20 protein-coding genes are annotated in these 24218 nt (G+C 33.9%); 5 read left to right on the plus strand and 15 right to left on the minus strand.

What is annotated here, in order from left to right:
* Positions 1-23: 23 nt before the first annotated feature.
* Together FPB0191_RS02150 and FPB0191_RS02155 are read left to right on the plus strand one after the other, a co-directional pair.
* On the plus strand, positions 24-1283 hold the full coding sequence (locus tag FPB0191_RS02150; RefSeq protein ID WP_039103670.1) for a putative DNA modification/repair radical SAM protein: 1260 nt from the start codon (positions 24-26) through the stop codon (positions 1281-1283).
* Positions 1284-1290: 7 nt separating this feature from the next.
* On the plus strand, positions 1291-2082 hold the full coding sequence (locus tag FPB0191_RS02155) for a TIGR03915 family putative DNA repair protein (protein ID WP_039103671.1): 792 nt from the start codon (positions 1291-1293) through the stop codon (positions 2080-2082).
* A gap of 46 nt (positions 2083-2128) precedes the next feature.
* Here FPB0191_RS02155 and recG read toward each other — a convergent pair whose 3' ends face one another.
* The 4 genes from recG to gmk all read right to left on the minus strand — a co-directional run bounded on the left by recG (position 2129) and on the right by gmk (position 7417).
* The gene (recG, locus tag FPB0191_RS02160; protein ID WP_110021811.1) at positions 2129-4213 is read right to left on the minus strand and encodes an ATP-dependent DNA helicase RecG; all 2085 of its coding nucleotides are present in this window, start codon (positions 4211-4213) and stop codon (positions 2129-2131) included.
* Positions 4214-4221: 8 nt separating this feature from the next.
* Positions 4222-6330 carry a bifunctional GTP diphosphokinase/guanosine-3',5'-bis pyrophosphate 3'-pyrophosphohydrolase gene (gene spoT, locus FPB0191_RS02165; protein WP_039106478.1) on the minus strand — a complete coding sequence of 703 codons (2109 nt, stop codon included), beginning with the start codon at positions 6328-6330 and terminating at the stop codon, positions 4222-4224.
* Positions 6331-6364: 34 nt separating this feature from the next.
* A complete protein-coding gene (gene rpoZ, locus FPB0191_RS02170) occupies positions 6365-6655 on the minus strand; it encodes a DNA-directed RNA polymerase subunit omega (RefSeq protein WP_052236694.1) in 291 nt (96 codons plus the stop codon).
* Between the two features lie 138 nt (positions 6656-6793).
* Positions 6794-7417: a guanylate kinase gene (gene gmk / locus FPB0191_RS02175; protein ID WP_039103673.1), complete on the minus strand. Its 624-nt coding sequence runs from the start codon at positions 7415-7417 to the stop codon at positions 6794-6796.
* 165 nt (positions 7418-7582) lie between these two features.
* Between gmk and FPB0191_RS02180 the strand changes: the two genes are divergently transcribed.
* On the plus strand, positions 7583-9853 hold the full coding sequence (locus FPB0191_RS02180; RefSeq protein ID WP_052236695.1) for an extracellular solute-binding protein: 2271 nt from the start codon (positions 7583-7585) through the stop codon (positions 9851-9853).
* Between the two features lie 212 nt (positions 9854-10065).
* Here the strand turns inward: FPB0191_RS02180 and FPB0191_RS02185 are convergent, their stop codons facing one another.
* From FPB0191_RS02185 to yeiP, 4 genes are all read right to left on the minus strand, one after another.
* The gene (locus tag FPB0191_RS02185; RefSeq protein WP_039103674.1) at positions 10066-11298 is read right to left on the minus strand and encodes an MFS transporter; all 1233 of its coding nucleotides are present in this window, start codon (positions 11296-11298) and stop codon (positions 10066-10068) included.
* A gap of 16 nt (positions 11299-11314) precedes the next feature.
* The gene (locus FPB0191_RS02190; protein ID WP_039103675.1) at positions 11315-12142 is read right to left on the minus strand and encodes an MBL fold metallo-hydrolase; all 828 of its coding nucleotides are present in this window, start codon (positions 12140-12142) and stop codon (positions 11315-11317) included.
* 348 nt (positions 12143-12490) lie between these two features.
* Entirely contained in the window at positions 12491-13393 is a 903-nt protein-coding gene (gene ttcA / locus FPB0191_RS02195; protein ID WP_039103677.1) for a tRNA 2-thiocytidine(32) synthetase TtcA, read from the minus strand.
* A 28-nt stretch (positions 13394-13421) separates the two neighbouring features.
* Positions 13422-13994: an elongation factor P-like protein YeiP gene (yeiP, locus tag FPB0191_RS02200; protein WP_039103678.1), complete on the minus strand. Its 573-nt coding sequence runs from the start codon at positions 13992-13994 to the stop codon at positions 13422-13424.
* A 104-nt stretch (positions 13995-14098) separates the two neighbouring features.
* Between yeiP and FPB0191_RS02205 the strand changes: the two genes are divergently transcribed.
* Together FPB0191_RS02205 and FPB0191_RS02210 are read left to right on the plus strand one after the other, a co-directional pair.
* Positions 14099-14365 (plus strand): hypothetical protein, encoded by a 267-nt coding sequence (locus tag FPB0191_RS02205; protein ID WP_039103679.1) that lies wholly within the window; start codon positions 14099-14101, stop codon positions 14363-14365.
* 108 nt (positions 14366-14473) lie between these two features.
* On the plus strand, positions 14474-15928 hold the full coding sequence (locus tag FPB0191_RS02210; protein WP_039103680.1) for an amino acid permease: 1455 nt from the start codon (positions 14474-14476) through the stop codon (positions 15926-15928).
* 369 nt (positions 15929-16297) lie between these two features.
* On the opposite strand, the gene infA is transcribed toward FPB0191_RS02210, so the two are convergent.
* From infA to FPB0191_RS02245, 7 genes are all read right to left on the minus strand, one after another.
* On the minus strand, positions 16298-16516 hold the full coding sequence (infA, locus tag FPB0191_RS02215; RefSeq protein WP_024495300.1) for a translation initiation factor IF-1: 219 nt from the start codon (positions 16514-16516) through the stop codon (positions 16298-16300).
* A 153-nt stretch (positions 16517-16669) separates the two neighbouring features.
* The gene (nadD, locus tag FPB0191_RS02220) at positions 16670-17326 is read right to left on the minus strand and encodes a nicotinate-nucleotide adenylyltransferase (RefSeq protein WP_039103685.1); all 657 of its coding nucleotides are present in this window, start codon (positions 17324-17326) and stop codon (positions 16670-16672) included.
* Between the two features lie 9 nt (positions 17327-17335).
* Positions 17336-18334, minus strand: a complete 999-nt coding sequence (gene holA, locus FPB0191_RS02225) for a DNA polymerase III subunit delta (protein WP_039103686.1) — start codon at positions 18332-18334, stop codon at positions 17336-17338.
* Complete coding sequence (gene lptE, locus FPB0191_RS02230) at positions 18334-18843, minus strand: LPS assembly lipoprotein LptE (RefSeq protein ID WP_052236696.1); 510 nt, start codon at positions 18841-18843, stop codon at positions 18334-18336. Before lptE ends, holA begins: the two co-directional genes overlap by 1 nt.
* A gap of 68 nt (positions 18844-18911) precedes the next feature.
* Entirely contained in the window at positions 18912-21509 is a 2598-nt protein-coding gene (gene leuS / locus FPB0191_RS02235) for a leucine--tRNA ligase (protein ID WP_039106486.1), read from the minus strand.
* A gap of 285 nt (positions 21510-21794) precedes the next feature.
* Complete coding sequence (gene btsR / locus FPB0191_RS02240) at positions 21795-22514, minus strand: two-component system response regulator BtsR (protein WP_039103687.1); 720 nt, start codon at positions 22512-22514, stop codon at positions 21795-21797.
* A complete protein-coding gene (locus FPB0191_RS02245; RefSeq protein WP_039103690.1) occupies positions 22511-24205 on the minus strand; it encodes a sensor histidine kinase in 1695 nt (564 codons plus the stop codon). Before FPB0191_RS02245 ends, btsR begins: the two co-directional genes overlap by 4 nt.
* Between the last annotated feature and the right edge of the window lie 13 nt (positions 24206-24218).

The following is a 24218-nucleotide window of genomic DNA, read 5'->3' on the forward strand; positions in this document are numbered from 1 at the left end:
TATACAGTTTTTAATTAATATTTATGAAAGATTCTACCTTAAAGAAGCTAGAAATTTTAGCTGAATCCGCTAAATATGATGTGTCTTGTGCATCAAGTGGTACATCACGGAAGAATATGAAAAATGGTATAGGCAGTGCCCATGGATGGGGAATTTGCCACAGTTTTACAGGGGATGGTCGATGTGTTGCATTACTCAAGATCATGCTTACAAATTTCTGTTTATATGATTGCGCTTATTGTATAAATCGTCAGAGTAATGATATCCCACGCGCTGCTTTTTCTCCCAAAGAGTTAGTTGAACTAACGATCGAGTTTTATCGGCGTAATTATATTGAAGGATTATTTTTAAGTTCAGGAATTATTAAAAATCCAGATCATACGATGGAAAAAATGTTACGCGTCATTAAAGATTTGCGTACCATACATCGTTTTAATGGTTATATCCATATGAAAACGATACCGGGAGCTAGTAGTGAGCTAGTTTATCAAGCAGGGTTATATGCTGATCGTTTAAGCGTTAATTTAGAAATCCCGACGGAAGCCAATCTTAAACGATTGGCGCCTGATAAAGATCATCAGAGTATTTATCTACCAATGGGACATATTCAGCAACATCTATTACAAAATAAAGAGGAGCGTAAGAAGTTTCGTCATGCACCAAAATTTGCAGCAGCAGGACAAAGTACTCAAATTATCGTCGGTGCTACAGATGAATCAGATAAACAGATCTTGCAGTTGACCTCTAAACTCTATAAACGACCGAGTATGAAACGAGTTTATTATTCTGGTTTTGTTCCTGTTAATAGTTATGATAAACGTCTACCAGTTGTACATGATGTTCCGCGTCAACGTGAAAATAGACTATATCAGGCAGATTGGTTACTTAGGTTTTATCACTTTGATGTTAATGAAATCGTGAATGATCAATATCAGCAATTGGATTTAAACATGGATCCAAAATTAGCATGGGCAATTCGTAATCCACAGTATTTTCCAGTGGATATTAATCGCGCTAGTTATGAAACAATTCTTAGAGTGCCGGGGATTGGTATCAAATCTGCCAAACTGATTGTATCAGCCCGTCGACACGGACGGCTCAATCTTGAAGCACTTAGACGTATCGGTGTTGTTTTGAAACGTGCCCATTTTTTTATTGTTTGTGCGGGTATGAAGAGCTTTAAAATGCAAGAAGCATCGGCTGACTATATTCGTATATCGTTGCAAGAACCAGCAAAAAGTATTGAATCATTTCAACCACAGCAATTATCAATGCTGTTATAGGTGTAAGATGTTAATTTTTCGATATGATGATACATTTGAGGGGCTATTAACCGCCGTATTTGATGCTTTCTCATTAAAAAAGTGGCCTGATCAGGTTATGAGTATGAAAGATGTCGTACCTTTATTTACTCGAGAAGAATATACTGTTTTTACTGATGATAAAAAGGCGGAACGTGTCAGTATTGCTATGAAAAAACGATTACCGACTATCGCCTTAAATCAATTAACTTATGTTTGGTATTCCGAGCTAGCAGAACGAGGACAATTAATCTTTCGCTATTTAGTTAAAGTTTTTCAAACAAAACATGATATTTCGACCAATTTTGCTGATCCAGATGTGTTATTAGTAAAACAGATAGCTAAAAAAGTATCACGTGAACGTCATTACATGATGATGTTTGTACGTTTTAATACTATTCAAAATCAGGGGGAAAAGGTCTATTTTGCAACGGTAGATCCACGCTATAATGTCTTACCCTTTGTAGTCGATTTTTTTAAAGATCGCTTTGCGGATCAAAAATGGGCTATTTTTGATACTAAACGGCAATTCGGTTATTACTTTGATTTGGAACAGCTTGAGATCATAACATTGGATAGTCAGCAAGATCTTTTAATTGACGATGCGATTAATGAACAATACTTATCCGAGGATGAAAAACAATTTCAAAAATTATGGTTCCGTTATTGTCAAGCATTAACGATTAAAGAACGATTAAATCCGAAATTACAAAGACAATTTATGCCAAAACGATTTTGGAAACACTTACCCGAAACTTGGCATAATAAGTTGAATCATTGATTGCTTGGTGAATAGCTGCTTATTAAATCACAACTATATAAAGCAGTTAAGCATTAATGTATTTAGTGCGTTGTGGCAACCAACTGTCGATTAATTTAATAGCAGCATCAGGATGATGCTGTAAAATAAATTGTGAGACTTGTTGAACATGACTAATTATCATTTGATCACGAATTAGATCAACAACTTTAAAGTCAGCTAAGCCGACTTGACGCGTGCCAAGAATATCACCACCACCACGAATTTCTAAATCTTTTTGGGCAATGACAAAGCCATCATTACTATCACGCATAACTTGTAAACGTTGTTTCGTTACTTGACTTAATGGAGCCTGATACATCAATACACAGTGTGAAGCTGCTTGACCACGTCCGACGCGTCCACGTAGCTGATGAAGTTGAGATAGCCCTAGCCGCTCTGCATTTTCAATTATCATGAGACTGGCATTAGGTACATCAACCCCTACTTCAATAACCGTAGTCGCAACTAATAATTGAATTTCGCCTTGCTTAAAATCCTGCATTATTTGTTGTTTTTGTTGTGGCTTCATCTTACCATGTACTAGACCAACCGCGACATTAGGTAGTAATTCTTGCAATTCCACATAGGTGACTTCGGCAGCTTGAGCGGCTAACACTTCTGATTCTTCAACTAAAGTACATACCCAATAAACTTGTTTACCTGTCAAACATACTTGTTTAATTCGATCTATAATTTCATTACGACGAGTATTTGGCAAAACAATCGTTGTAACCGGTGTTCTTCCTGGCGGTAATTCATCAATTACAGAAACATCTAAATCAGCATAAATTGTCATAGTGAGAGTTCGCGGAATGGGCGTTGCTGTCATAATTAATTGATGTGGATAGTAATTGTCTTTGATCCCTTTTTGCCATAATGTTAGTCGCTGATCTACGCCAAATCGGTGTTGCTCATCAATGATAACCAAACCAAGATCGGCGAATTTAACATGCTCAACAAAAACAGCATGGGTGCCAATTAAAATATGAGTTTTGCCAGCCTCAAGTTCAGCATAACAATTGCGTTTTTGTTTTGCAGTTAATTTACCCGTTAAGAGATCGACGCTTAACCCCAATGCATCAAACCATTGTTTAAAATTTAGGTAATGTTGTTCAGCTAATATTTCTGTGGGAGCCATTAAAACAACCTGCTTATTATTTTCAATTGCATTGAGGGCAGCTAAGGCTGCAACTAAGGTTTTGCCACTACCTACATCACCTTGCACTAAGCGCATCATTGGTTTTGCTTGCGCCATATCATTCCAAATTTCTTTTACTACTCTTGTTTGTGCATTAGTAGGTGAAAAAGGAAGAGCTTGCAAAAAAGGTGTAATATATTGATTTTTTACTACTATTTCTACCGCTTGATGATTTTGATTACGTGATTTTATTAACTGCATGCTCAGTTGGTAGGCTAATAGTTCTTCGAAAATAAGTCGTTGCTTAGCTGGATGATTACTATTTTCTAATTGTGCGATATCTATATTTAATGGCGGTTCATGTAGTGTAATTAATGCTTGTTCAATACTAGGAAAACCATTAAGAAACTTTTCAGGAATAATCTCTGGTGTAGGATTACGTTTTAAAAGTGTTAAACTACTGTGAATGAATTTTCGTATAATATTTTGAGTCAATCCATAAGTTGCCCCATAAATAGGGGTAAACTTTTCTGTCTCAAGGGTATCAAATTCCTGTGGTGTTGCTTTAATTTGAATTTGTGGATGAATAATTTCTAAGCTTAGTTTTCCTTTTTTTATTTCTCCGTAGGCTTTTACCCATTTACCAATAGCAAGATTTTGTTGCATGGTTGGATAGAAATTTATAAAGCGTAAATTAATAGAGCCACTATTGTCTTGAATAGTACATACTAACATTCGTCGCTTACTAAATATGATTTCAGATTTGATAATTTTGCCCTGAACAGTAGTATGTTCTCCAATAGTAAGATTTGAAATCGGACTAAATGACGAGCGATCTTCATAACGAAGTGGCAAATGTAATAATAGGTCTCTTATAGTATAGATCCCTAAATTATTGAACTTTTTTTCTAGCGCTTCACCCAAACCGGGTAAATGGCTTATTGATAAGTGTTGAAGTAACCGTTTACTAATGGTCATATCTAATTAATATTACGAACAACGCTAACAACATCCTGTTGAAGACTGATTTTCCTCATAATTTCATTTAGTTGCGTAAGATTTTTGACTTCAATATGAAGAATAATCGTATATATGCGTGAGTCTTTTTCTTCTGTATTTAGCCATTTCACATTTGAAGATTCTGCTTTAATTGTTGAAATAATATATTCAAGAGCATTAGCAGTATTATCTACAATATCAATTAGAATTTCAGCTACAAATAATTGATTGATCGATGGCGACCATTCTAAGGCAATATACTTATCAGGATGATTTTGATAGCCAGTAATGTTTCGACATGACTCATGATGAACAGTTAACCCTTTTTCTGGATTGACATATCCTATAATTGGATCGACGGGGATTGGGTGGCAGCATTTAGCAAATGTGACTAATAAACCTTCAGCGCCTGTAATGGCCAATTTCTTGGTTGACTTAGTTTCATCAATAATTTCACTATGGTCGATGCCTTTGGCCACTAGCTGACTCATGATATTACCTAAGCCTATTTCCGCTAATAAATCATCAAAGGAATTCAGTTTGGCAAAACTAACAATACGATCGATAACATAAGGTGGTACATTTTCAATGCCACCTTTGTCCGCCAAAGCGTAACCGAGTAAACGTTTACCTAAAGCGATAGCATCATCACGTTTTAGGTTTTTTAACACCTGTTTGATGCGTGAACGTGCTTTTGAGCTGACAACGAAATTTAACCAACCCGCATTTGGTCTACCGCTGCTAGATGTGAGAATTTCTACAGTTTGTCCATTAGATAAAGGTTGTGATAATGGGTAAGGTTTTCGATCGACCAATGCCCCAATGCATTGGTTACCAATATCAGTATGCACGGCATAGGCTAAATCTACTGGTGTTGCACCTTCGGGTAATTCTACGATCCGACCTTTAGGTGTAAATACATAGATTTCTCTTGGAAAGAGATCGGATTTTACATTTTCAATAAATTCAAACGAATTGCCCGCACTTTGTTGTAACTCTAACAATGTTTGCAGCCAACGTTGTGCTTTAATTTGTGCTGTAGTATTTTCTAAATTATTTCGTTTATTATAGACCCAATGGGCAGCGACCCCCATTTCGGCAATTTGATCCATATCAGTCGTGCGGATTTGAATTTCAACCGGCGTTCCGTGTGGACCAATCAATGATGAATGAAGTGATTGGTATCCATTTGCTTTAGGTATGGCAATATAATCTTTAAAACGGTTATGACGAGGTTTATAAAGATTATGGATAATCCCTAGTACACGATAGCAATTATCAATATTATCAACAATAATGCGAAATTTATAGATGTCCATGATTGAGTGAAAACGTTGTTCTCTATGTTGCAATTTTTGATAGATTGCATAGATGTTTTTTTCAATTCCTTCAACACTGGCTTTAATTTTCGCTTTGGCTAATCGGTCCTGAATTTCTAATAAGATGCGCTGAATAAGTTCTTTTCGCGTCTGTCTTGCAGAATCAACCACTTTATTCAGAACATTCGCTCTATTTGGATGCATAGCAGAAAAGCTTAATACTTCCAATTCAGTTTTGATGTGATGGATGCCTAAACGATGGGCAAGAGGGGCATAAATTTCAAGTGTTTCTTTAGCGATACGTCTTCGCTTATCAGGTCTTAAAGAATCCAATGTTTGCATATTATGCGTTCGATCGGCTAATTTGATCAGAATTACACGGACATCTTCCACCATTGCCATAACCATTTTACGAAAATTTTCGGCTTGAGCTTCCTGACGGTTACGAAATTTTAATTTATCAAGTTTAGATACACCTTCAACTAATAAAGCAACATGATCACCGAATTTATTGACGACATCTTGATAGGTGACAGGTGTATCCTCTATGGTATCATGAAGTAATGCAGCAATAATGGTTTCACGGTCAAGACGCATTTTAGCCAAAATACTCGCAACGGCAACCGGATGAATAATATAAGGTTCGCCACTTGCTCTATATTGACCGTCATGGGCACCATAAGCAAAAAGATAAGCCTCCCGGATCTCTTTAATTTGTTTTGCCGGAAGGTATTGTTTTACTAAATGTTCTAATGGTGAAAAATATTGTATATTAGCCGACATTCTTATGATGCCTTCGTATTAGTTATTCGAAAGTTGTATCATCTTCAAAAAGAATTGTATCGTTAAGAATAGAACGAGCTTCAGTGTTTTTTTCCTGACGAACTTGATAATCAGAGGCATCAAGAATATTCTTATTCACTAACCCTTCTTCGATTTCACGTAAAGCGATAACAGTTTCTTTATCGTGTTCTTCAGGAACTAAAGCTGATTTACCTTCGGCTTGTAATTGATGTGCGCGTCTTGCAGCAATTAAAACAAGATCAAAACGATTACCAATTTTATCAACAGCATCCTGAACCGTTACACGTGCCATGTTCACCTCTATATTGTAGAATATGTTAAAGATATTATTAACTTAATCTTTAATTTTACTTAATTTTAGTGCAGATTGCTATGGTTATTTAATTGTTATTCGCATAATATCCAAAAGGTTCGAATATTACACGTAAAATTATAACGCAAGCAATTGATTTATAATATTTTTATTATCACTAATCTGTTTCTTTGTGTTTAAACTCTCGGCAATAATAATTGCTGATAATTGTTGAACGGAAGTATTAAAATCATCATTTATGATGATGTAATCGTATTCATTATAATGTGACATTTCAGAACGTGCTTTTTGCATACGTTTTTCGATCACATCATGAGAATCTTGGCCACGTTTAAATAATCTTTTTTCCAATTCAGTGATTGATGGAGGAAGAATAAAAATGCTTTTAGCATCAGGCATAATCTCTCGAACTTGCCTTGCACCTTGCCAATCAATATCAAGAAAAACATTAATTCCTTGTGTAAGACTTTCATTGATTGTTGTTTTTGATGTACCGTAATAATTTCCAAATACTGTGGCATATTCAACAAAAGCATTTTGCTTGATTAAATCTTCAAACTGATGTTTTTCAACAAAGTGATAATGTTCACCATCGTTTTCTCCTGGTCTAGGTGCTCGCGTCGTATGGGAAACGGATACAATGGCCGGATGTAGGTTAGATTGTGTTAAATAGGCTTTGATTAAACTGGATTTACCTGCTCCACTAGGAGCTGAGATAATAAAAAGTGTTCCTGTATACATTATATTCTTAAGATCAATAATTTTGCTCACTATTATTCATAAAATTTGATAAAAAGAAAATGGAGTAGTGTAAAAAATAATCATTCAATATTCTAATATTATAACTTTTTATAATAATACAAACCTTCTGAAGTTATTTATTTTGCTAAGCTTTATTGTGAGTGAATGATTGGTTTAGTTATTATTTGCGATAATCTACCACCTGCAATGTTATATAACTTTATGATATCATTAAATATATTGTTATCCCATTCAATTTCAGCTATGACCACAATTAAAGATATCGCTAAAATGGCGGGTGTTTCCCATGGTACTGTTTCTAATGTGTTAAACGGTCGTGGGAATGTTAGCGTTAAAAAAATTAAACTGGTTGAAGAGGCCGCACAAAAGTTAGGGTACCAATTGAATGTGCAAGCTAAAATCTTGAAAGAAGGGGTTGCTAATTCAGTTTCTATTATTTTACCCAATATTATAATTGAGCAGTTTAGCCATCTTTATAATAAATTATTTTTTTCCCTAAATGAATTAGGATATGAAACAACGATTTATCTTACTTATGATTCAGCGGAACTTGAATTACAGTTTATTCAGAAAATAGCCACCAAAAGAGATTCCGCTATTATAGTTGTTTCTTGTTTAGAAAATGCTAATGCCTATTACCAGAATTTATCCATAGCACCTGAAAAAATCATTTTTGTCTATAATCGTCCTAAATTTGCTGAGAAATTTGTTTCACTTGATTATAAAAATGCCGGTGAAACTATTGCTAAGACTATTATGGATAAGCATTTTATTAATATTGGTTTATTGCTTGATCATAAGAAATATACCTATACACAAACATTCAAGAAAGGCTTATTAAACACCTTCAAACATGCAGATTACGATATAAATTTAAATATTGAATTTACATCTAACTCTATAGGCTATAGTAAAGCTTATAATTTCTTTAGTAATCATGATGTTAAATATGATGCGATTATAACGACGGGAATTGAAAAAGCTGATTATATTATCAATGCCAGTTATTTCGGCTCACAGCAATCTTGCCCCCCTATATATACATTAGGTAACACCAGTTGTATGTACCGAGATAACATTCACCAATATCAAATGCATTATAGTTTATTAAGTCAATGTATAATTGATTTGATTGAAGGTAAAAAAACGAAGTTGCCAATTAATACTAATTATCGGCAATTATTCGATACACATAGTGACATAAGTGTTGAAAAACAAGCTATTAACGTTTTAATGTTATCTAGTCCAATTACTGAAACTGTAAAAAAATTATTACCGCATTGTTATAAAATGACAGGTATTACTGTCAATTTGATAACTAAGTCCATTGATGAGATCCATGAAATACTACATAATTTAGCAGATCACCCTGAGATTGATGTTAGTTGGGTTGATGTTGCTTGTTTCCCGTGGTTTGCTCGTTCTAGATTTAAACCATTAACGGAACTTAAGCTGAATCTTGACCAAAGCTTATCACAATATTCAACCTATATTATAGAGCGTTTTAGCTACTTCAATAATGTTCCATATGCATTGCCTTTTGACCCTAGTATACAAATGCTGTTTTATCGCAAAGATATTTTTAATGATTCATTGGTCAAAAGATGTTATTTCGAGCGATATCGCCAACCATTAGTGGTTCCAACAGATTTTCGAGAATTTAATCAACTGACTGAATTCTTTAATCAATATTTCAATCCTGATTCGCCAATTAAATTTGGTAGTTGCATTACATTAGGTAAACCTGAACTTTTAGCATCTGAGTTTCTTTTAAGATATTATGCCAACGGTGGTAGGTTAGTACAGGGCACAACTATTGAATTAGATAAAATGATTGCGAGCATAACATTACATGAATTTGAACAATTCCTTTATGTAGCCGAAAACTTAAATTCTGATTGGTGGGGCGAGTCTGTCAAACAATTTGAAGATGGTAATATTGCCATGTTGATTGTTTATATGAATTTATTTAGTTGTGTTCTTAACCCTGAAATATTACATCTTACTGGTTATGCAGCAGTACCTGGTGATAAACCATTGTTAGGGGGAGGGTCTTTATGTATGTCAAAATATAGTGACAAAGATAATGCGGTTTCAGCCTTTTTTGATTGGTTATTTTCCCCGGTAATTAATGAACAAATGGCTTGGCTTAATGGCTCAACAGTGACAGACAGTATCTCTATGGGTCAGCAGCTTATGAATAATTACCCTTGGCTTAAATTGAATAAGGCAAATTATTTTAGCGGTGTAAGAGAAAATGTAATGGATAAAGAATTTTATCTCGATTTACCAAGAATTGAAAAAATTATTGGCCATCATCTTTTATTATGGACAAAACAGCAATACAGCAGTGATCAAACTATAGATAATTTGAATCTTGAATTGTTATTAAAGACGAAACAGTTATTAAATTAGTCACTGAAATAAAATAATCTTAAGAAATATTATTGATAAGTTACTAATTTTGGAAGTATATAAAAAAATTGCTAATAATCAATTAATTATTAGCAATTTAAGTCACATTCCCTGTAATTAAAAGTGTTATTATTGTTTTGATATTATTTTATTATAGTTGTTATTTTATTATTATCGTTGTATTCCCTTTTCTTGTTATTATATTTTTGTTGTTATTTTCTATTATTATTATTCTCTTTTGTTATTAGCACATCTTTATCATTAAAAAAAATCCAAAAGCCAATGGCAACGATTGCAGCAACGACTGCAGGATAAATCCAAAATTCTTGCCATTGAGCTGCAGCTTCCGGCATCGTTTTCTCGGTGACAATTTTGTTATTAATAAAGCCACAAACGGAAGCAGCCATAAATAAACCAATTCCATTAGAGACGATAAATCGTAATCCTTGAGCTTGAGCTTTAATTTCAGGGTTGGCCTTTTTATCAATATAGATGTCACCAGCAGTAAAAAAGAAATCCCAGCACAGACCTTGTAACAATAAAGCACCAACAATAAAAAACATATAACTTTCTGAAATAGCTGCTTGAGATAGTAGCAAACTGCGAATAATCCAACTGATAGCGCCTAATAAAATTACTTTTTTAAACCCTAATTTGCGAAGAATAAATGCTAAGAAGATCATAAATATAACTTCTGTAGCTGTTGCAATTTGCATCATTGATGCAGGGTCAATCTTTAAAACAGGGAAGTAGACAGGGATATAAGCGCTATAAGCTGTTTTAGAAATCATCAATACAAAAGTTGAGAACATAAATATTGAAAAATATTTATCTTTAAATAATGATAAAGCATCTAGGCACAAAATTTCACGCATTGAAATTTTTTTATTTTTCGTGGCAGGTGGTGTATTAGGTAATGTAAAACAATAGATGCCATAAATAATTGAGGCGAAAGCAGCTAGTACAAATGTATCTGTTGTTTGGGCTATACTTAACACTTTATCGCCCATTAGGAAACCAACTGTCATAAAACCAATTGTGCCAAATACACGTACGATAGGAAACCATTTTACGCCGTCAATGTGCCTAAAACTTACACTATTTGCTAATGCTGTAGTTGGGTAAAATAATAATCCCACTATAAAGACGACAATTAAAAAAGCAATTTCATTATGATTATGAATATATAACGGAAGCAGGAATAATACTCCAGCATTTAATAGGTGGAGTGTACCCATTACTTTTTGAGATGAAAAAAATCTATCTGCAACCATGCCTATAAATAAAGGCGAAATAATTGTTGCTATACCTAAGACTGAATAAGTTGTTCCCACAATATCTTTTAAATCATAGGCTGAAAGTACCGCACCAATCACCATATTCCATGCACCTTGCACGAAATATTGGAGAAACATCATGATTAATAAGCGTGGTAATTTAAACATATATGATTATTCCCTTCTAGATTACTTTGGTTAAACCATCAAAGGCAACTTCAATCTTATATGGCTTAAATATTTCAACTAAATCATCATGCATAAAACCACAGCTATGAGAATGGTGAGATGTTAATAATGCTGTATTCTCATGAAATATATCATCTTTAATCATTCTTTTTTGTGCTGACAATACGGTTTCAATACTCATATGGTTATTTGTTTTCTCATTATCTCTATAGCCATAAGTACATTCAAAAATAGCCAAATCAATTTTTTTGCCACTATTTTTTAACCACTGCCATGTTAATTCAGGAAAATAACCGGAATCATGACCATATAACATTGTCTTTCCAGATTTTTCAATTAAATAGATATAGCAAAATTCCCACTTAGCATGATTTGCAAGTAATGGCGTAACTTCGTATCCACTTGATGTTGTAATAGTTTGGAATGGAATAGCAACATTAAATACGAAACGTTCACTGCTATAATCTTGTAAAACATTTAAACAGCCATTAATGGCTCTATCATTACCGTATATATGTAGTGGGTGAGTAATATTAAAACCGAAATTAATCATTCGGCTGTATAAATCACCTACATTAAAATGATCAGGATGAGTATGCGTAAAGAGTATGTCTTTAATTTTAGTCATATCTATATTTTCACGCATAATTTGATAACTAAATTCCGGCGCTATATCAATTTGCATCAAATCGTCGATAATTACCGAACTGCGGGTTCTAATATCCTTTCCTTTTTGGATTCTAACTTTTTCACAAATGTCACATTTACAAAAAGGATTTGGAATACCTTCTGATGCTGCTGTTCCAAGAAATTGGACTCTCATACTTAATCTTAGTGCCTAATTTAATTTGATTAACTATTTGTTATTCTATACTATTTTTTTTTATATTGGAACGTTTCAATTTAAAAAAAGTTAATTTTATTAGCGGTAAAATTATGATGATTTTTTTCGATTTGGATGGTAAGGAAAAAGTTATAGACAAAAATTAATTTGCTAGATCAAAAACACATTTTGAATGATGTAGGCTCATTTTTATAAATTATAAAAATATATAATATTTATAATTTATAATTCAGTAAAAAAATTAAACGAAAATATCTAATCATTATTAGGTAATTAATAAATATTTTCGTTATTTGAATATGATAAGCTTTAAATTGATGACTTAAATTAGACTTCTTTCCATAAGATCATATTTTCTGATGAGATATCACTATTGTTATAGTTGTTATTATAGTTATTAAGTGGCATTGATTCTTTATCAAAGGCAAGATCTCCACCATCTATAATTTCTCCACCTTTTTGAATTCCTTTAAAATCAAACAGGTTGTTATCACAAAGATGAGAAAGCGTGATATTCTGTGTTGCTCTAAACATTGTTTCAATACGTCCAGGGAACTTCTTATCCCACTCATTTAGCATGTCTTTAATCACTTTACGCTGTAAATTAGGCTGCGAGCCACATAAATTACATGGAATGATTGGAAATTGTTTAAATTCAGCATATTTAGCTATATCTTTTTCTTTACAATATGCTAATGGACGGATAACAATGTGTTCACCCGTATCATTCATGAGTTTAGGTGGCATCGCTTTCATTTTTCCACCATAGAACATATTAAGAAATAAAGTCTCTAATATATCATCACGATGATGACCAAGTGCAATTTTTGTTGCGCCTATCTCTGTTGCGGTACGATATAAAATACCACGTCTTAAACGCGAGCAAAGTGAACAGGTTGTTTTACCTTCAGGAATTTTTTCTTTTACAATACCATAAGTGTTTTCAGCCACAATTTTATACTCAATACCTAATGAAGAAAGATATTGTGGTAGAACATGTTCGGGAAAACCGGGTTGTTTTTGGTCAAGATTAACTGCTACAAGGTCAAACTCTATAGGTGCACTGATTTTGAGGTTAATAAGAATATCAAGTAGAGTGTAACTATCTTTCCCACCCGATAAACAAACCATTATACGATCACCGTTTTCAATCATATTAAAATCGGCAATAGCTTCACCTACTTGGCGTCTTAAGCGTTTGTGTAATTTATTTTGATTGTAAATATTCATTCAAGATTTGATCCAGCTACCTCTGATATTAATCTGCACGACTCATAAAACGACGTTCAGCAACGTGTATTTTAATTTTTTCACCGTTATTAATGTATTCAGGTACTTGTACAGTTAAACCGGTAGTCAGTTTTGCAGGTTTAGTTCGAGCACTCGCAGATGCACCTTTAATACCAGGATTAGTTTCTATAATTTCAAGTTCAACAGTTTGTGGTAATTCAAGCGCAATAATTTGTCCATCGACAGTTAGTACCTGAATTCCTGGAATACCACCTTCTGGGATGAAAAGTAGTTCATCTTCAATTTGATCTTGTTTGAAAGAATAGGGAGTGAAATCCTCATCATCCATAAACACGTATTCATCACCATCAACATAAGAAAAGGTAACTGGTCGACGGTTTAATTCTATCGTTTCTAAAATATCATCGCCTTTAAAGCGTTCTTCTACTTTCAGACCTGTTTTAACATCAGAAAAACGCATTTTATATAATGTACTTGCACCTCGTGCACTTGGACTTTGTACTTCAATATCTTTTACTAATAATAATTTACCATTATAGGTAATTGCATCGCCTCGTTTGACTTCATTTGCTTTTGCCATGTTTAATATTCCTGTAATGTTATAACAATAAACATCAAAATAAGCCTGCTATTTTAACGCTAACTTGCTATGATAACCAATCATTTTGTTTAAAAGGATTACAAGTGGACGACCGTCTATTCACATGTCGGGAGAATTGTGGTGCATGTTGTATTGCGCCATCAATTTCTAGCCAAATACCAAATATGCCAAACGGTAAGCCTGCCGGAGTTGCTTGTTGTCATTTAGATAGCCAATATCGTTGTAAATTATTTGGTCAGCCATCACGTCCGTTAGTATGCTGTCGTTTAAAAGCAAATCAAGAAATGTGTGGCAATAATCGTCAAGAAGCTTTAGATTATTTAACACAGTTAGAGCAAATTACTTGTTAATGAGTATTGGTTATGTTTAACAAAAGGTTTTAATTATTAGAAATATTTATCTCCTCCTAACAAATTTTTGTTAAACTCTGCTAAATTTTTTTAATAATTTGATTTTTTATGCAAAATAAACTTAAACGTGATTTAAAAGCACGACATTTAACGATGATTGCCATTGGCGGTTCAATTGGTACCGGGTTATTCGTAGCATCAGGTGCTACAATTGCGCAAGCAGGTCCGGCAGGTTCCTTACTTTCTTATGCCATAATTGGTGTAATGGTCTATTTCTTAATGACAAGTTTAGGTGAGCTGGCTGCATATCTACCTGTTTCAGGTACTTTTGCAACTTATGGTTCGAAATATGTTGATGAGTCATTTGGTTTCGCAATTGGTTGGAATTATTGGTATAACTGGGCTATCACTGTTGCAGTAGATCTTGTTGCTGCTCAATTGGTTATTTCTTATTGGTTTGACTTTGGCGCCTATAGTTGGTTGTGGAGTTTACTGTTTTTAGTGATCATCTTTTTCCTAAATGTGATTTCGGTAAAAGGATTTGGTGAAGCTGAATTTTGGTTTTCATTAATTAAAGTTATAACAGTAGTGGTGTTTATTGCGGTCGGTTTACTGATGATCGTGGGCATTTTACATGGTGGTTCTGATACTGCAATTGGTTGGCACAACTGGAATATTGGCGACGCTCCTTTTGTTGGTGGCTTCTCGTCTATGATTGGTGTTGCGATGATTGTTGGTTTCTCATTTCAAGGAACGGAATTGATAGGTATAGCAGCAGGTGAATCAAAAGATCCTGAAAAGAACATTCCGAAGTCAATGCGGCAGGTTTTTTGGCGTATTTTGTTATTCTATATATTCGCTATTTTTGTTATCAGCTTAATTATTCCTTATACAGATCCGCGTCTATTACGTAATGATGAAGCAGATATTAGTGTGAGTCCATTTACGCTGGTGTTTGAACATGCAGGATTATTATCAGCAGCTGCAATAATGAATGCGGTAGTTTTAACTTCGGTACTATCAGCAGGTAATTCAGGATTATATGCATCTACTCGGATGCTTTATGCGTTAGCTAAAGAAGGCAAAGCACCTAAGATTTTTGGTCGGCTATCTAAAAGTGGAATTCCGACAATGTCGTTAATTGCCACTACAATTGTCGCAATGCTATGCTTTTTAACATCAATGTTTAAAGATCAGCAAGTCTATTTATGGCTACTTAATTTATCGGGCATGACTGGATTTATTGCATGGTTAGGGATTGCTATTAGTCACTATCGCTTTAGAAAGGGGTATATTAAACAGGGTTATGATGTAAATAAATTGCCATATCGTTCTAGTTTCTTTCCTTTTGGTCCGATATTTGCTTTCATACTTTGTTTACTCATTACTTTAGGGCAAAACTATGAAGCATTCTTACAAGATAACATTGACTGGTATGGTGTTTTAGCCACTTATATTGGTTTACCACTGTTTTTCTTTATTATGATTATTTATAAATTTATTAAAAAGACTAAATGGGTTAAATATCAGGATATGGATTTCTCTCGTATTGATGAAAACTAATATAAATATTGTTAATTTTATTTAGCCACCTAAGCCGGAAATTTTCCGGCTTCTTTATTCTTATCAACAAATTCAATCACTAATAGCCTATACCATTTTCCGTTGAATAATAAATGTGAATTAATACTACTCAATAAATCAAGATTATAGATTTTAGGTAAATCAACTAAAAGAAAATGATGACAAGATGGAATTTATCTGAGTTTAATCTAAATGTTAACCGATACCCTTACCAATATAATTAAATAAAATAGGCTTAAATGAAAAATAATGTAAAAAGAGTATCTATTACTAAGTAAACAAAAACCCATATCGCGCATAATGCGCGATACATCAGATAAAAATGATATTATAAAAATTATTATTAGATTAGCGACTACGAAAGATAATGCGTGCTTTTGATAAGTCGTAAGGGGTCATTTCTACAGTAACTTTATCACCTGTTAAAATACGAATGTAGTTTTTACGCATCTTACCAGAAATATGTGCCGTTACTACATGACCATTTTCTAACTCTACACGAAACATAGTATTGGGTAATGTTTCTAGTATAGTACCTTGCATTTCAATGTTATCTTCTTTTGCCATTGGGTCCTCGAAATATTAATTTTTACTAAAAATGCTAAATATTAACAGATAAATAATCGCAATCGTGCATTATCCGGTTAAATGTGCTTTAGCCGGCAAAATGATGCCGAAAAAACTGCCAGAAGTAAAGTAATTTCTATTATTTTTCATTAATTAAGCATTATACAGATGATGATTTTGAATATATTGCCAGACTTTAGGGGGTAAAAATGCCTGACAGTCTTGTCTATGCTGGATACGTTGTTTTATTTCCGTCGCGGAGATGTTTTTAAGTGGTGTATGAGCAACGTAAATAAAACCATTAGGATTTTGGTGAAGATCATCGACGCTTTCGGTTTGATGCGCTTTCAGCCATTGCTTTAATTGTGGATCATTAATCTGTTGAGAATATCCGGGACGTTGGCAAACTAATAAGTGGCAATAATCCAATAATTTTTGCCAATTATACCAGCTAGGTAAATTTAATAATGAATCTTGACCGATAATAAACGCGAGGTTTTTTTCATTACCATGCTCCTGACGCCAAGATTGTAAGGTTTCAATGGTAAAAGAAGGTCGTTCCGATTTTGCTTGTGTAATTTCCCGACAATCAATTGAGAAAAGAGGGTAATCACTAATAGCCAAACGTAGCATATCCAAGCGTTGTTCGGTTGTGGCGACCGGTTGCGGTTTGTGTGGCGGAATATAGTTTGGTAATAAACTGACATGGGTTAAATTAACTTCTTTAGCTAGGGCGATTACCGGCAATAAATGACCATAATGAATTGGATCAAATGTTCCACCGAATAATGCAGTTAACTCAATAGACATTCGGTACACCTAAAACTGCAAACACAATGATGTTAAATTTTCCCAAATCGGTGCTTCGTAATCAGACTTGAGTGCTATTTCTAGCTCGGTTAATGTATTTAAATTTTTATAAAGCTGTTCTAAAGAAGTTTTATTTAAATAAGGCGTAATAATATTTCGTCGATTCTGCCAAACTTTATAGTTATCATAGGCTACTTTTAAATTGGATTTAGCTGCATCTTTTTTTAGATTAATGAGTTGAATTAATTCTCGTTGAATTGTTCTTAACAAGATGAGAGGGACGGTGTCGTTGGTTTTTAATTGTTGCAAAATATGTACAACACGCTTAGCTTTACTCATTAACATCGCATCTATTAAATGAAATGGTGTAAATATGGCACAATCTTCTAGATTACTTTCTAATTGATTATAGCTAATTTTACCGTCGGGATAGAGTAACTTAAGTTGTTCTATCATTTGTGAAAGTGCTAATAAATTTCCTTCATAAAAGTAACACAGTAGCTCAATACCTTGTTTCTCAATGGTAAGATCATGGTTTTGCAATTGTTGATTTATCCAATTTGGTAGTTGATTAATATCGGGGGTATTACAGCTAATAATCAACAAATGATCAGATAATGTTTTAACCCAATGAGCACTTTCTTGGGATTTTGTCATTTGGGGTAGACAAATTAACAAACTAACGTCAGGTGATATTGATTTGCTCAATTCATCCAATTTTTTTGCTGTGCTAGCATTAAGTGAATGATCACTAAATTGAAGAATGATTAATGTTAAGTTTGAAAATAGACTCATTGATCGACTATTTTCGTAAATACTATCCCAATTAGTTTGATTATCAATTATAAAAACAGTCTGTTCACTAAAACCACGCAAGCGAAGTGTTTCAGTTATTTTCGTTTGCGCGATGTCTTGTAAATAGGGATCATTTCCAACAGTCAGAAAATAACGCCATGAATTATCTTGCTCAAGTTTTGTATTGAGCTGGTTAGCATAGATTTTTATCATTACGTATTGTGTTTATTTTCAATGGTGTTAATTGATTTCAATTTACTGATTAACTGTTTTGCAGCTTGAGTATACATTTCTCGCTCAATTAATTTTTGCTCAGTAGTTTTTGCCAAGGCTGTAGCTGGGTTATCAAAGAAAGTACGGAATACTTTTGTCGTAATTGGGTAAATATCTCTGCCGGCCATGATGACTTGTGCATTGACAGTTAAAATTAATTGGTATTCAGCTGATTTACCATTTTGATAAATAGAAATAGTTTCTTTGCCAATATTTGAATTGATGATACGTAATGAAGGATATTGATGAGCACTATCTTCTTGTACTAATAATACTTTATTTTTATTAAGTAAATCTTTAACAGTGCGTGATAATTCACTATAAGGATTTTCACTATAAAACGTCATAGTTTCAAATTGCTTTGGAATTTCAGTTTCATGTTGTAAATGAAACCCACATCCGGTGAGCAAAATCATTGTCAAAGTGACTAAACTGAACAATTTCTTCATTTAGGTTTATCCAATTGTAAGGGGTAATAATCATTACCCCAATTTATTAAAAACTTATTAGTCAGTTTTTAGCCGACAACAAGATTAAGAAGTTTGCCTGGAACATAGATAACTTTTCGTATCGTCATATTATCTAAATGTTTTTGAACATTTGCTTCAGACTTAGCAACATTTGTTACAAATTCTTCAGTAGCATCAGCAGGAACAGTTAGTTTTGCACGAACTTTTCCATTTATTTGAACAACAATCAGCTTCTCATCTTCAATCATTGCCGATTCATCAGCAACTGGCCAACTTGCATAATCAATGTTACTGTCATGACCCAAGGCCTTCCACATAACAAAACAAGCATGAGGCATCATTGGGTAAAGTAAACGTACAATTGCATTCAATGCTTCGTCCATCAAAGCTCGATCTTGTTCGGTTTCTTGTGGTGCTTTTTGTAAGCGATTCATGAACTCCATGACGGCAGCAATAGCGGTATTAAAGGTTTGACGACGACCAATATCATCCGTAACTTTAGCAATCGTTTTATGTAATTCACGACGAAAAGTCTTCTGATCATTAGTTAATTGTTCGACGATTAATGGCTTAACAGCCCCTTTTTCTGTATGTTCATAGACTTGTCGCCATACGCGTTTTATAAAGCGATTTGCACCTTCAACGCCAGATTCTTGCCATTCAAGCGTCATTTCCGCAGGAGATGCAAACATCATAAAGAGGCGAACAGTATCAGCACCATATTTATCAACCATTTCTTGTGGATCGATGCCATTATTTTTTGACTTAGACATCTTGGTCATACCAGCATGAACTAATTCACGACCGTCTTTGTCATAAGCTTTAGCAATACGGCCTTTTTCATCACGTTCAACCGTGACTTCTGTCGGAGAAATCCAGATACGTTCTCCACTTTCTGCGGTGTAATAGAAAGCATCAGCTAATACCATACCTTGACAAAGTAATCTTTTTGCCGGTTCATCAGAACTAACCAAACCAAAATCACGCATTAATTTATGGAAGAAACGGAAATAAAGTAAATGCATAATGGCATGTTCAATTCCACCAACATACTGATCAACTGGCAACCAATAATTTGCTGCGTTTTCATCTAGCATACCTTCGTTGTAATGTGGGCAAGTATAACGAGCATAATACCAAGATGATTCCATAAATGTATCAAAGGTATCTGTTTCACGTAATGCAGGTTGGCCATTAATCGTTGTTTTTGCCCATTGTGGATCAGCCTTAATAGGGCTAGTAATACCATTCATTTCCACATTTTCAGGTAAGATTACAGGTAGTTGATCTTCTGGTGTTGGAATAGTTGTTCCATCTTCTAAAGTCACCATTGGGATTGGTGCACCCCAATAACGTTGACGAGACACGCCCCAATCACGTAAGCGATAATTTACTTTACGTTCACCTAAACCTTGACCGATCAGTTTATCGGCAATCGCATTGAAGGCTTGTTCAAAATTCAATCCATCAAATTCATTAGAATTAAATAATTGACCATATTCCGTATAGGCTTGTTGACTTACATCTGGTGCTTCACCCACTTCATTTAATATGACAGCTTTAATTGGTAGCTGATATTTAGAAGCAAACTCATAATCGCGTTGGTCATGTGCCGGTACTGCCATAACGGCACCTGTACCGTATTCCATTAATACAAAGTTAGCAATCCAAACAGGCACTTTTTCATTGGTTAATGGATGAATCGCATAAAAACCTGTAGCGATACCTTTTTTCTCCATAGTCGCCATGTCTGCTTCAGCTGTTTTGGTATTCTTACATTCAGCAATAAAGGCAGCAATATCGGCATTATTTTGTCCTGCCAATTGGGCTAATGGATGTTCAGCTGCAACAGAAATGAAACTGACTCCCATTAAGGTGTCTGGTCGAGTTGTATAGATGCGTAATTTATCTTGATAGTTTTCAACCGCAAATTCTATTTCTAAACCTTGCGAGCGACCAATCCAGTTTTTCTGCATTGTTTTTACTTGCTCAGGCCAACTTTCTAAACTATCCAAGTCTTTTAGCAGTTCGTCAGCATAGGCAGTAATTTTAATAAACCATTGTGGAATTTCTTTTCGTTCAACAGGAGTATTACAACGCCAACAGCAACCTTCAACAACTTGCTCATTAGCTAAAACAGTTTGATCCGTTGGACACCAGTTAACGGCTGAGGTTTTTTTATAAACTAATCCTTTTTGATAGAGTTTTGTAAAAAACCATTGCTCCCATTTATAATATTCTGGTTTACACGTTGTTACTTCTCTATCCCAATCATAACCGAAACCAAGTAGTTTCAATTGTTTTTTCATATAAGCGATATTTTCATATGTCCATTTCGCTGGCGCAGTATTATTTTTTACAGCAGCCCCTTCTGCGGGTAATCCAAAAGCATCCCAACCAATTGGTTGCAGTACATTTTTACCTTGCATACGTTGATAACGTGAAATGGTATCACCAATAGTATAATTACGAACGTGACCTAAATGTAAGCGACCAGACGGATAAGGTAACATGGATAAGCAATAATATTTTTCTTTGCTTGGATCTTCAGTGACATGAAAAGTGTTATTTTCTTGCCAATATTGTTGTACTTGCGCTTCGATTTTTTCTGGGCAATATTGTTCGGATAAATGGATTTCTTTCATATTATTTGACATAGTCTGCTTAAGTCCTATTAACGATTTTTATTTTGTATTTCTCATACAATCGTCTAAAAAAATGATCTACTAATTGTATTGGTTATTGGCATAAATTGAAATATCTTATCGTGATTTTGTCTTAATTTTATTATGAAAACTGCTAATTTTATTTGAATGCCAAATCACTTTTTGTGTGCTTGTAATCTTATAACTTATATTGTGTTATTTTTAAACGTAACATTAAGATTATTTTCAATATAATTATTTTCTATTTTAACGCCAATTGCATAATTATACTAATTCTAACTGCTCTTTTAATCGTTTGAGATATCGTCGGCTAACAGGAACAGATACATCGTTATTGAGTATAATTTCTGTATAATTTGCTTGAACGAAGCGAATCTCTTTAAGTTTTTGAATGTTGATAAGATATTGTCGATGGCAATAAACAAGTCGTGTTCGTTCTTCTAATGTTTTTAATGTTAATTCAGTTAAATATTCAATGTTGTCTTGATTGATAACATATACGCCACTAGCACGGCAATTAACATAATAGACATCGTTTGGATCGATTAAATAAATTCGATTATGTCCAACACATGGAATATATTTTAAATAATGCTGATTTTTTATTTGAATTTGATCCTTTCTATTTGTTTCGGTTAATAATCGTTGAATGGTTTTATTTAATCGATTTGGTTCAATGGGTTTAAGCAGATAATCATAAGCTTGTTCTTCAAATGCTTGAATAGCATATTCTTCATAAGCAGTTAAAAACACAATGTGGGGCATTTGATGTGGTGAAATCATACTAAGCATTTCAATACCGCTTATTTTTGGCATTTGAATATCTAAAAACACAACATCAGGGGATAGACTATGAATCGTTTTGATCGCATCAAAGGCATTACTACACTCAGCAATGATATTAATACACTCAAAGTCGTTGAGTAAACACCGTAAATTATCGCGAGCTAAAGGTTCATCATCCACGATTAAAACATTTATCATGTATTATTTTCCTTATTTAAAGGTAGGCATAATGTTACTCTGGTATAAATCTCAGATTTGCACTCAATGGTTAACCCATATTGCTTTCCATAGCGTATTTTAATTCTTTCATCTACAAGCCTTATTCCTAAGCCATTATTATCTTTATGGTTTTCTTGATAATTACCTGCATTATCTTCTACTTCAAGAATTAAAATATCTAATTGTTGATAGGCTCGAATTGTAATTGTACCATCGCCTATTATTTGTGCTATACCATGTTTTATGCCATTTTCAACAATGGGTTGCAAAGAAAAAGCTGGTAAAAAGGCATGTTCTAAGCTTTTTGGTATCAGAATTTGAATGGATAACTTGTCAATATACCGCATTTTTTCTATAGCAAGGTAAGCGGTAACATGATCAAGTTCATCTTTTAATGTGACGATCTCTTCTGGGCGTTTTAAATTTTTTCTAAAAAAAGTTGATAGATTTTGGACTAGCCGTAAAGCTTGTTCTTTATCGCGTCGAATAATAGCCTGTAATGTATTAAGTGAATTAAATAAAAAATGTGGGTTGACTTGAGCATGAAGTAATTTTATTCGAGTTTGGGAAAGTAATTGTTGGTATTGCTCATTTTGCCCTGTTAAAATTTGGGCTGATAATAAATTGGCAATTCCTTCTCCTAACGTCCGATTAATTGAGCTAAACAAGGTATTTTTGGCTTCATAAATTTTTATGGTTCCAACAACTTTTTTATTTTCTCCCCGAAGTGGTATTACAAGGGTTGAGCCTAAACGGCAATGCCGATTAATTGAACATTGATAGGCTTTATGAGTACCATCCAGATATTTCACTTCGTTATCTTCGATTGATTGTAATGTCGCCGTTGAAACAATAGGGGTTCCTGGAACATGATGGTCACTACCCAAACCGATGAATGCAAGAATCTTCTCACGGTCGGTTATTGAAACTGCTCCGACACCTAATTCTTGATAGATTATATGTGCCACTTTGGTGCTATTTTCTTGATTAAATTTATCACGTAATAGACCTTCAGTCCGTGCAGCAATTCTCAATGCCTTTGCTGAAAATGTGGAAGTATATTTATCAAATATTATTTTACGATCCAATAATATCTGCATAAACATGGCTGCACCAATACTATTGGCAACTATCATTGGTGCTGCAATGTGTTGTACAGTTTGTACAACAATATCCAATGGTTTAGAAAAAAGTAAAATTAATGCCATTTCAAGGGATTCGGTCACAATAGCTAATATGGCAATGACAAATGGATTATAAATTAAATCAACGCGTCCCTTTTTCATAACTACATAATGGAGCATACCACTAATTAATCCGGTTATAATCGTTGACACCATACAGATTTCAGCAGTAATCCCCCCTAATGTATAACGATGAACCCCTCCTGTTATACCAACTAGCAGTCCTACAGAAGGACCACCTAATACGCCACTTAAAATAGCCCCAATAGCTCGTGTATTGGCTAATGTATCTTCAATACGAAAACTGAAATAAGTTCCCATGATACAAAAAAATGAAAAAATGACGTAACAAATCAATTTATGCGGTAGATTAACCGTAACTTGTGTGACGGGTATTAAAATGGGAGTTTTACTTAGCATATAAGCTATCACTAAATAAACGCACATTTGTTGTAAAAGTTGCAAAATCAAATTAAATTCAATCATTTTTCTCTTTTAT

The sequence above is a fragment of the Frischella perrara genome (genome assembly GCF_000807275.1).
Lineage (GTDB): Bacteria > Pseudomonadota > Gammaproteobacteria > Enterobacterales > Orbaceae > Frischella > Frischella perrara.

Bases quoted from the DNA above. Each gene is read 5' to 3' on its own strand.
- FPB0191_RS02150 (WP_039103670.1), top strand. From the start codon at position 24: ATGAAAGATTCTACCTTAAAGAAGCTAGAAATTTTAGCTGAATCCGCT.
- FPB0191_RS02155 (WP_039103671.1), top strand. From the start codon at position 1,291: ATGTTAATTTTTCGATATGATGATACATTTGAGGGGCTATTAACCGCC.
- rpoZ (WP_052236694.1), bottom strand. From the start codon at position 6,655: ATGGCACGTGTAACGGTTCAGGATGCTGTTGATAAAATTGGTAATCGT.
- gmk (WP_039103673.1), bottom strand. From the start codon at position 7,417: ATGTATACAGGAACACTTTTTATTATCTCAGCTCCTAGTGGAGCAGGT.
- FPB0191_RS02180 (WP_052236695.1), top strand. From the start codon at position 7,583: ATGATTGGTTTAGTTATTATTTGCGATAATCTACCACCTGCAATGTTA.
- FPB0191_RS02185 (WP_039103674.1), bottom strand. From the start codon at position 11,298: ATGTTTAAATTACCACGCTTATTAATCATGATGTTTCTCCAATATTTC.
- FPB0191_RS02190 (WP_039103675.1), bottom strand. From the start codon at position 12,142: ATGAGAGTCCAATTTCTTGGAACAGCAGCATCAGAAGGTATTCCAAAT.
- ttcA (WP_039103677.1), bottom strand. From the start codon at position 13,393: ATGAATATTTACAATCAAAATAAATTACACAAACGCTTAAGACGCCAA.
- yeiP (WP_039103678.1), bottom strand. From the start codon at position 13,994: ATGGCAAAAGCAAATGAAGTCAAACGAGGCGATGCAATTACCTATAAT.
- FPB0191_RS02210 (WP_039103680.1), top strand. From the start codon at position 14,474: ATGCAAAATAAACTTAAACGTGATTTAAAAGCACGACATTTAACGATG.
- infA (WP_024495300.1), bottom strand. From the start codon at position 16,516: ATGGCAAAAGAAGATAACATTGAAATGCAAGGTACTATACTAGAAACA.
- nadD (WP_039103685.1), bottom strand. From the start codon at position 17,326: ATGTCTATTGAGTTAACTGCATTATTCGGTGGAACATTTGATCCAATT.
- holA (WP_039103686.1), bottom strand. From the start codon at position 18,334: ATGATAAAAATCTATGCTAACCAGCTCAATACAAAACTTGAGCAAGAT.
- lptE (WP_052236696.1), bottom strand. From the start codon at position 18,843: ATGAAGAAATTGTTCAGTTTAGTCACTTTGACAATGATTTTGCTCACC.
- leuS (WP_039106486.1), bottom strand. From the start codon at position 21,509: ATGAAAGAAATCCATTTATCCGAACAATATTGCCCAGAAAAAATCGAA.
- btsR (WP_039103687.1), bottom strand. From the start codon at position 22,514: ATGATAAATGTTTTAATCGTGGATGATGAACCTTTAGCTCGCGATAAT.
- FPB0191_RS02245 (WP_039103690.1), bottom strand. From the start codon at position 24,205: ATGATTGAATTTAATTTGATTTTGCAACTTTTACAACAAATGTGCGTT.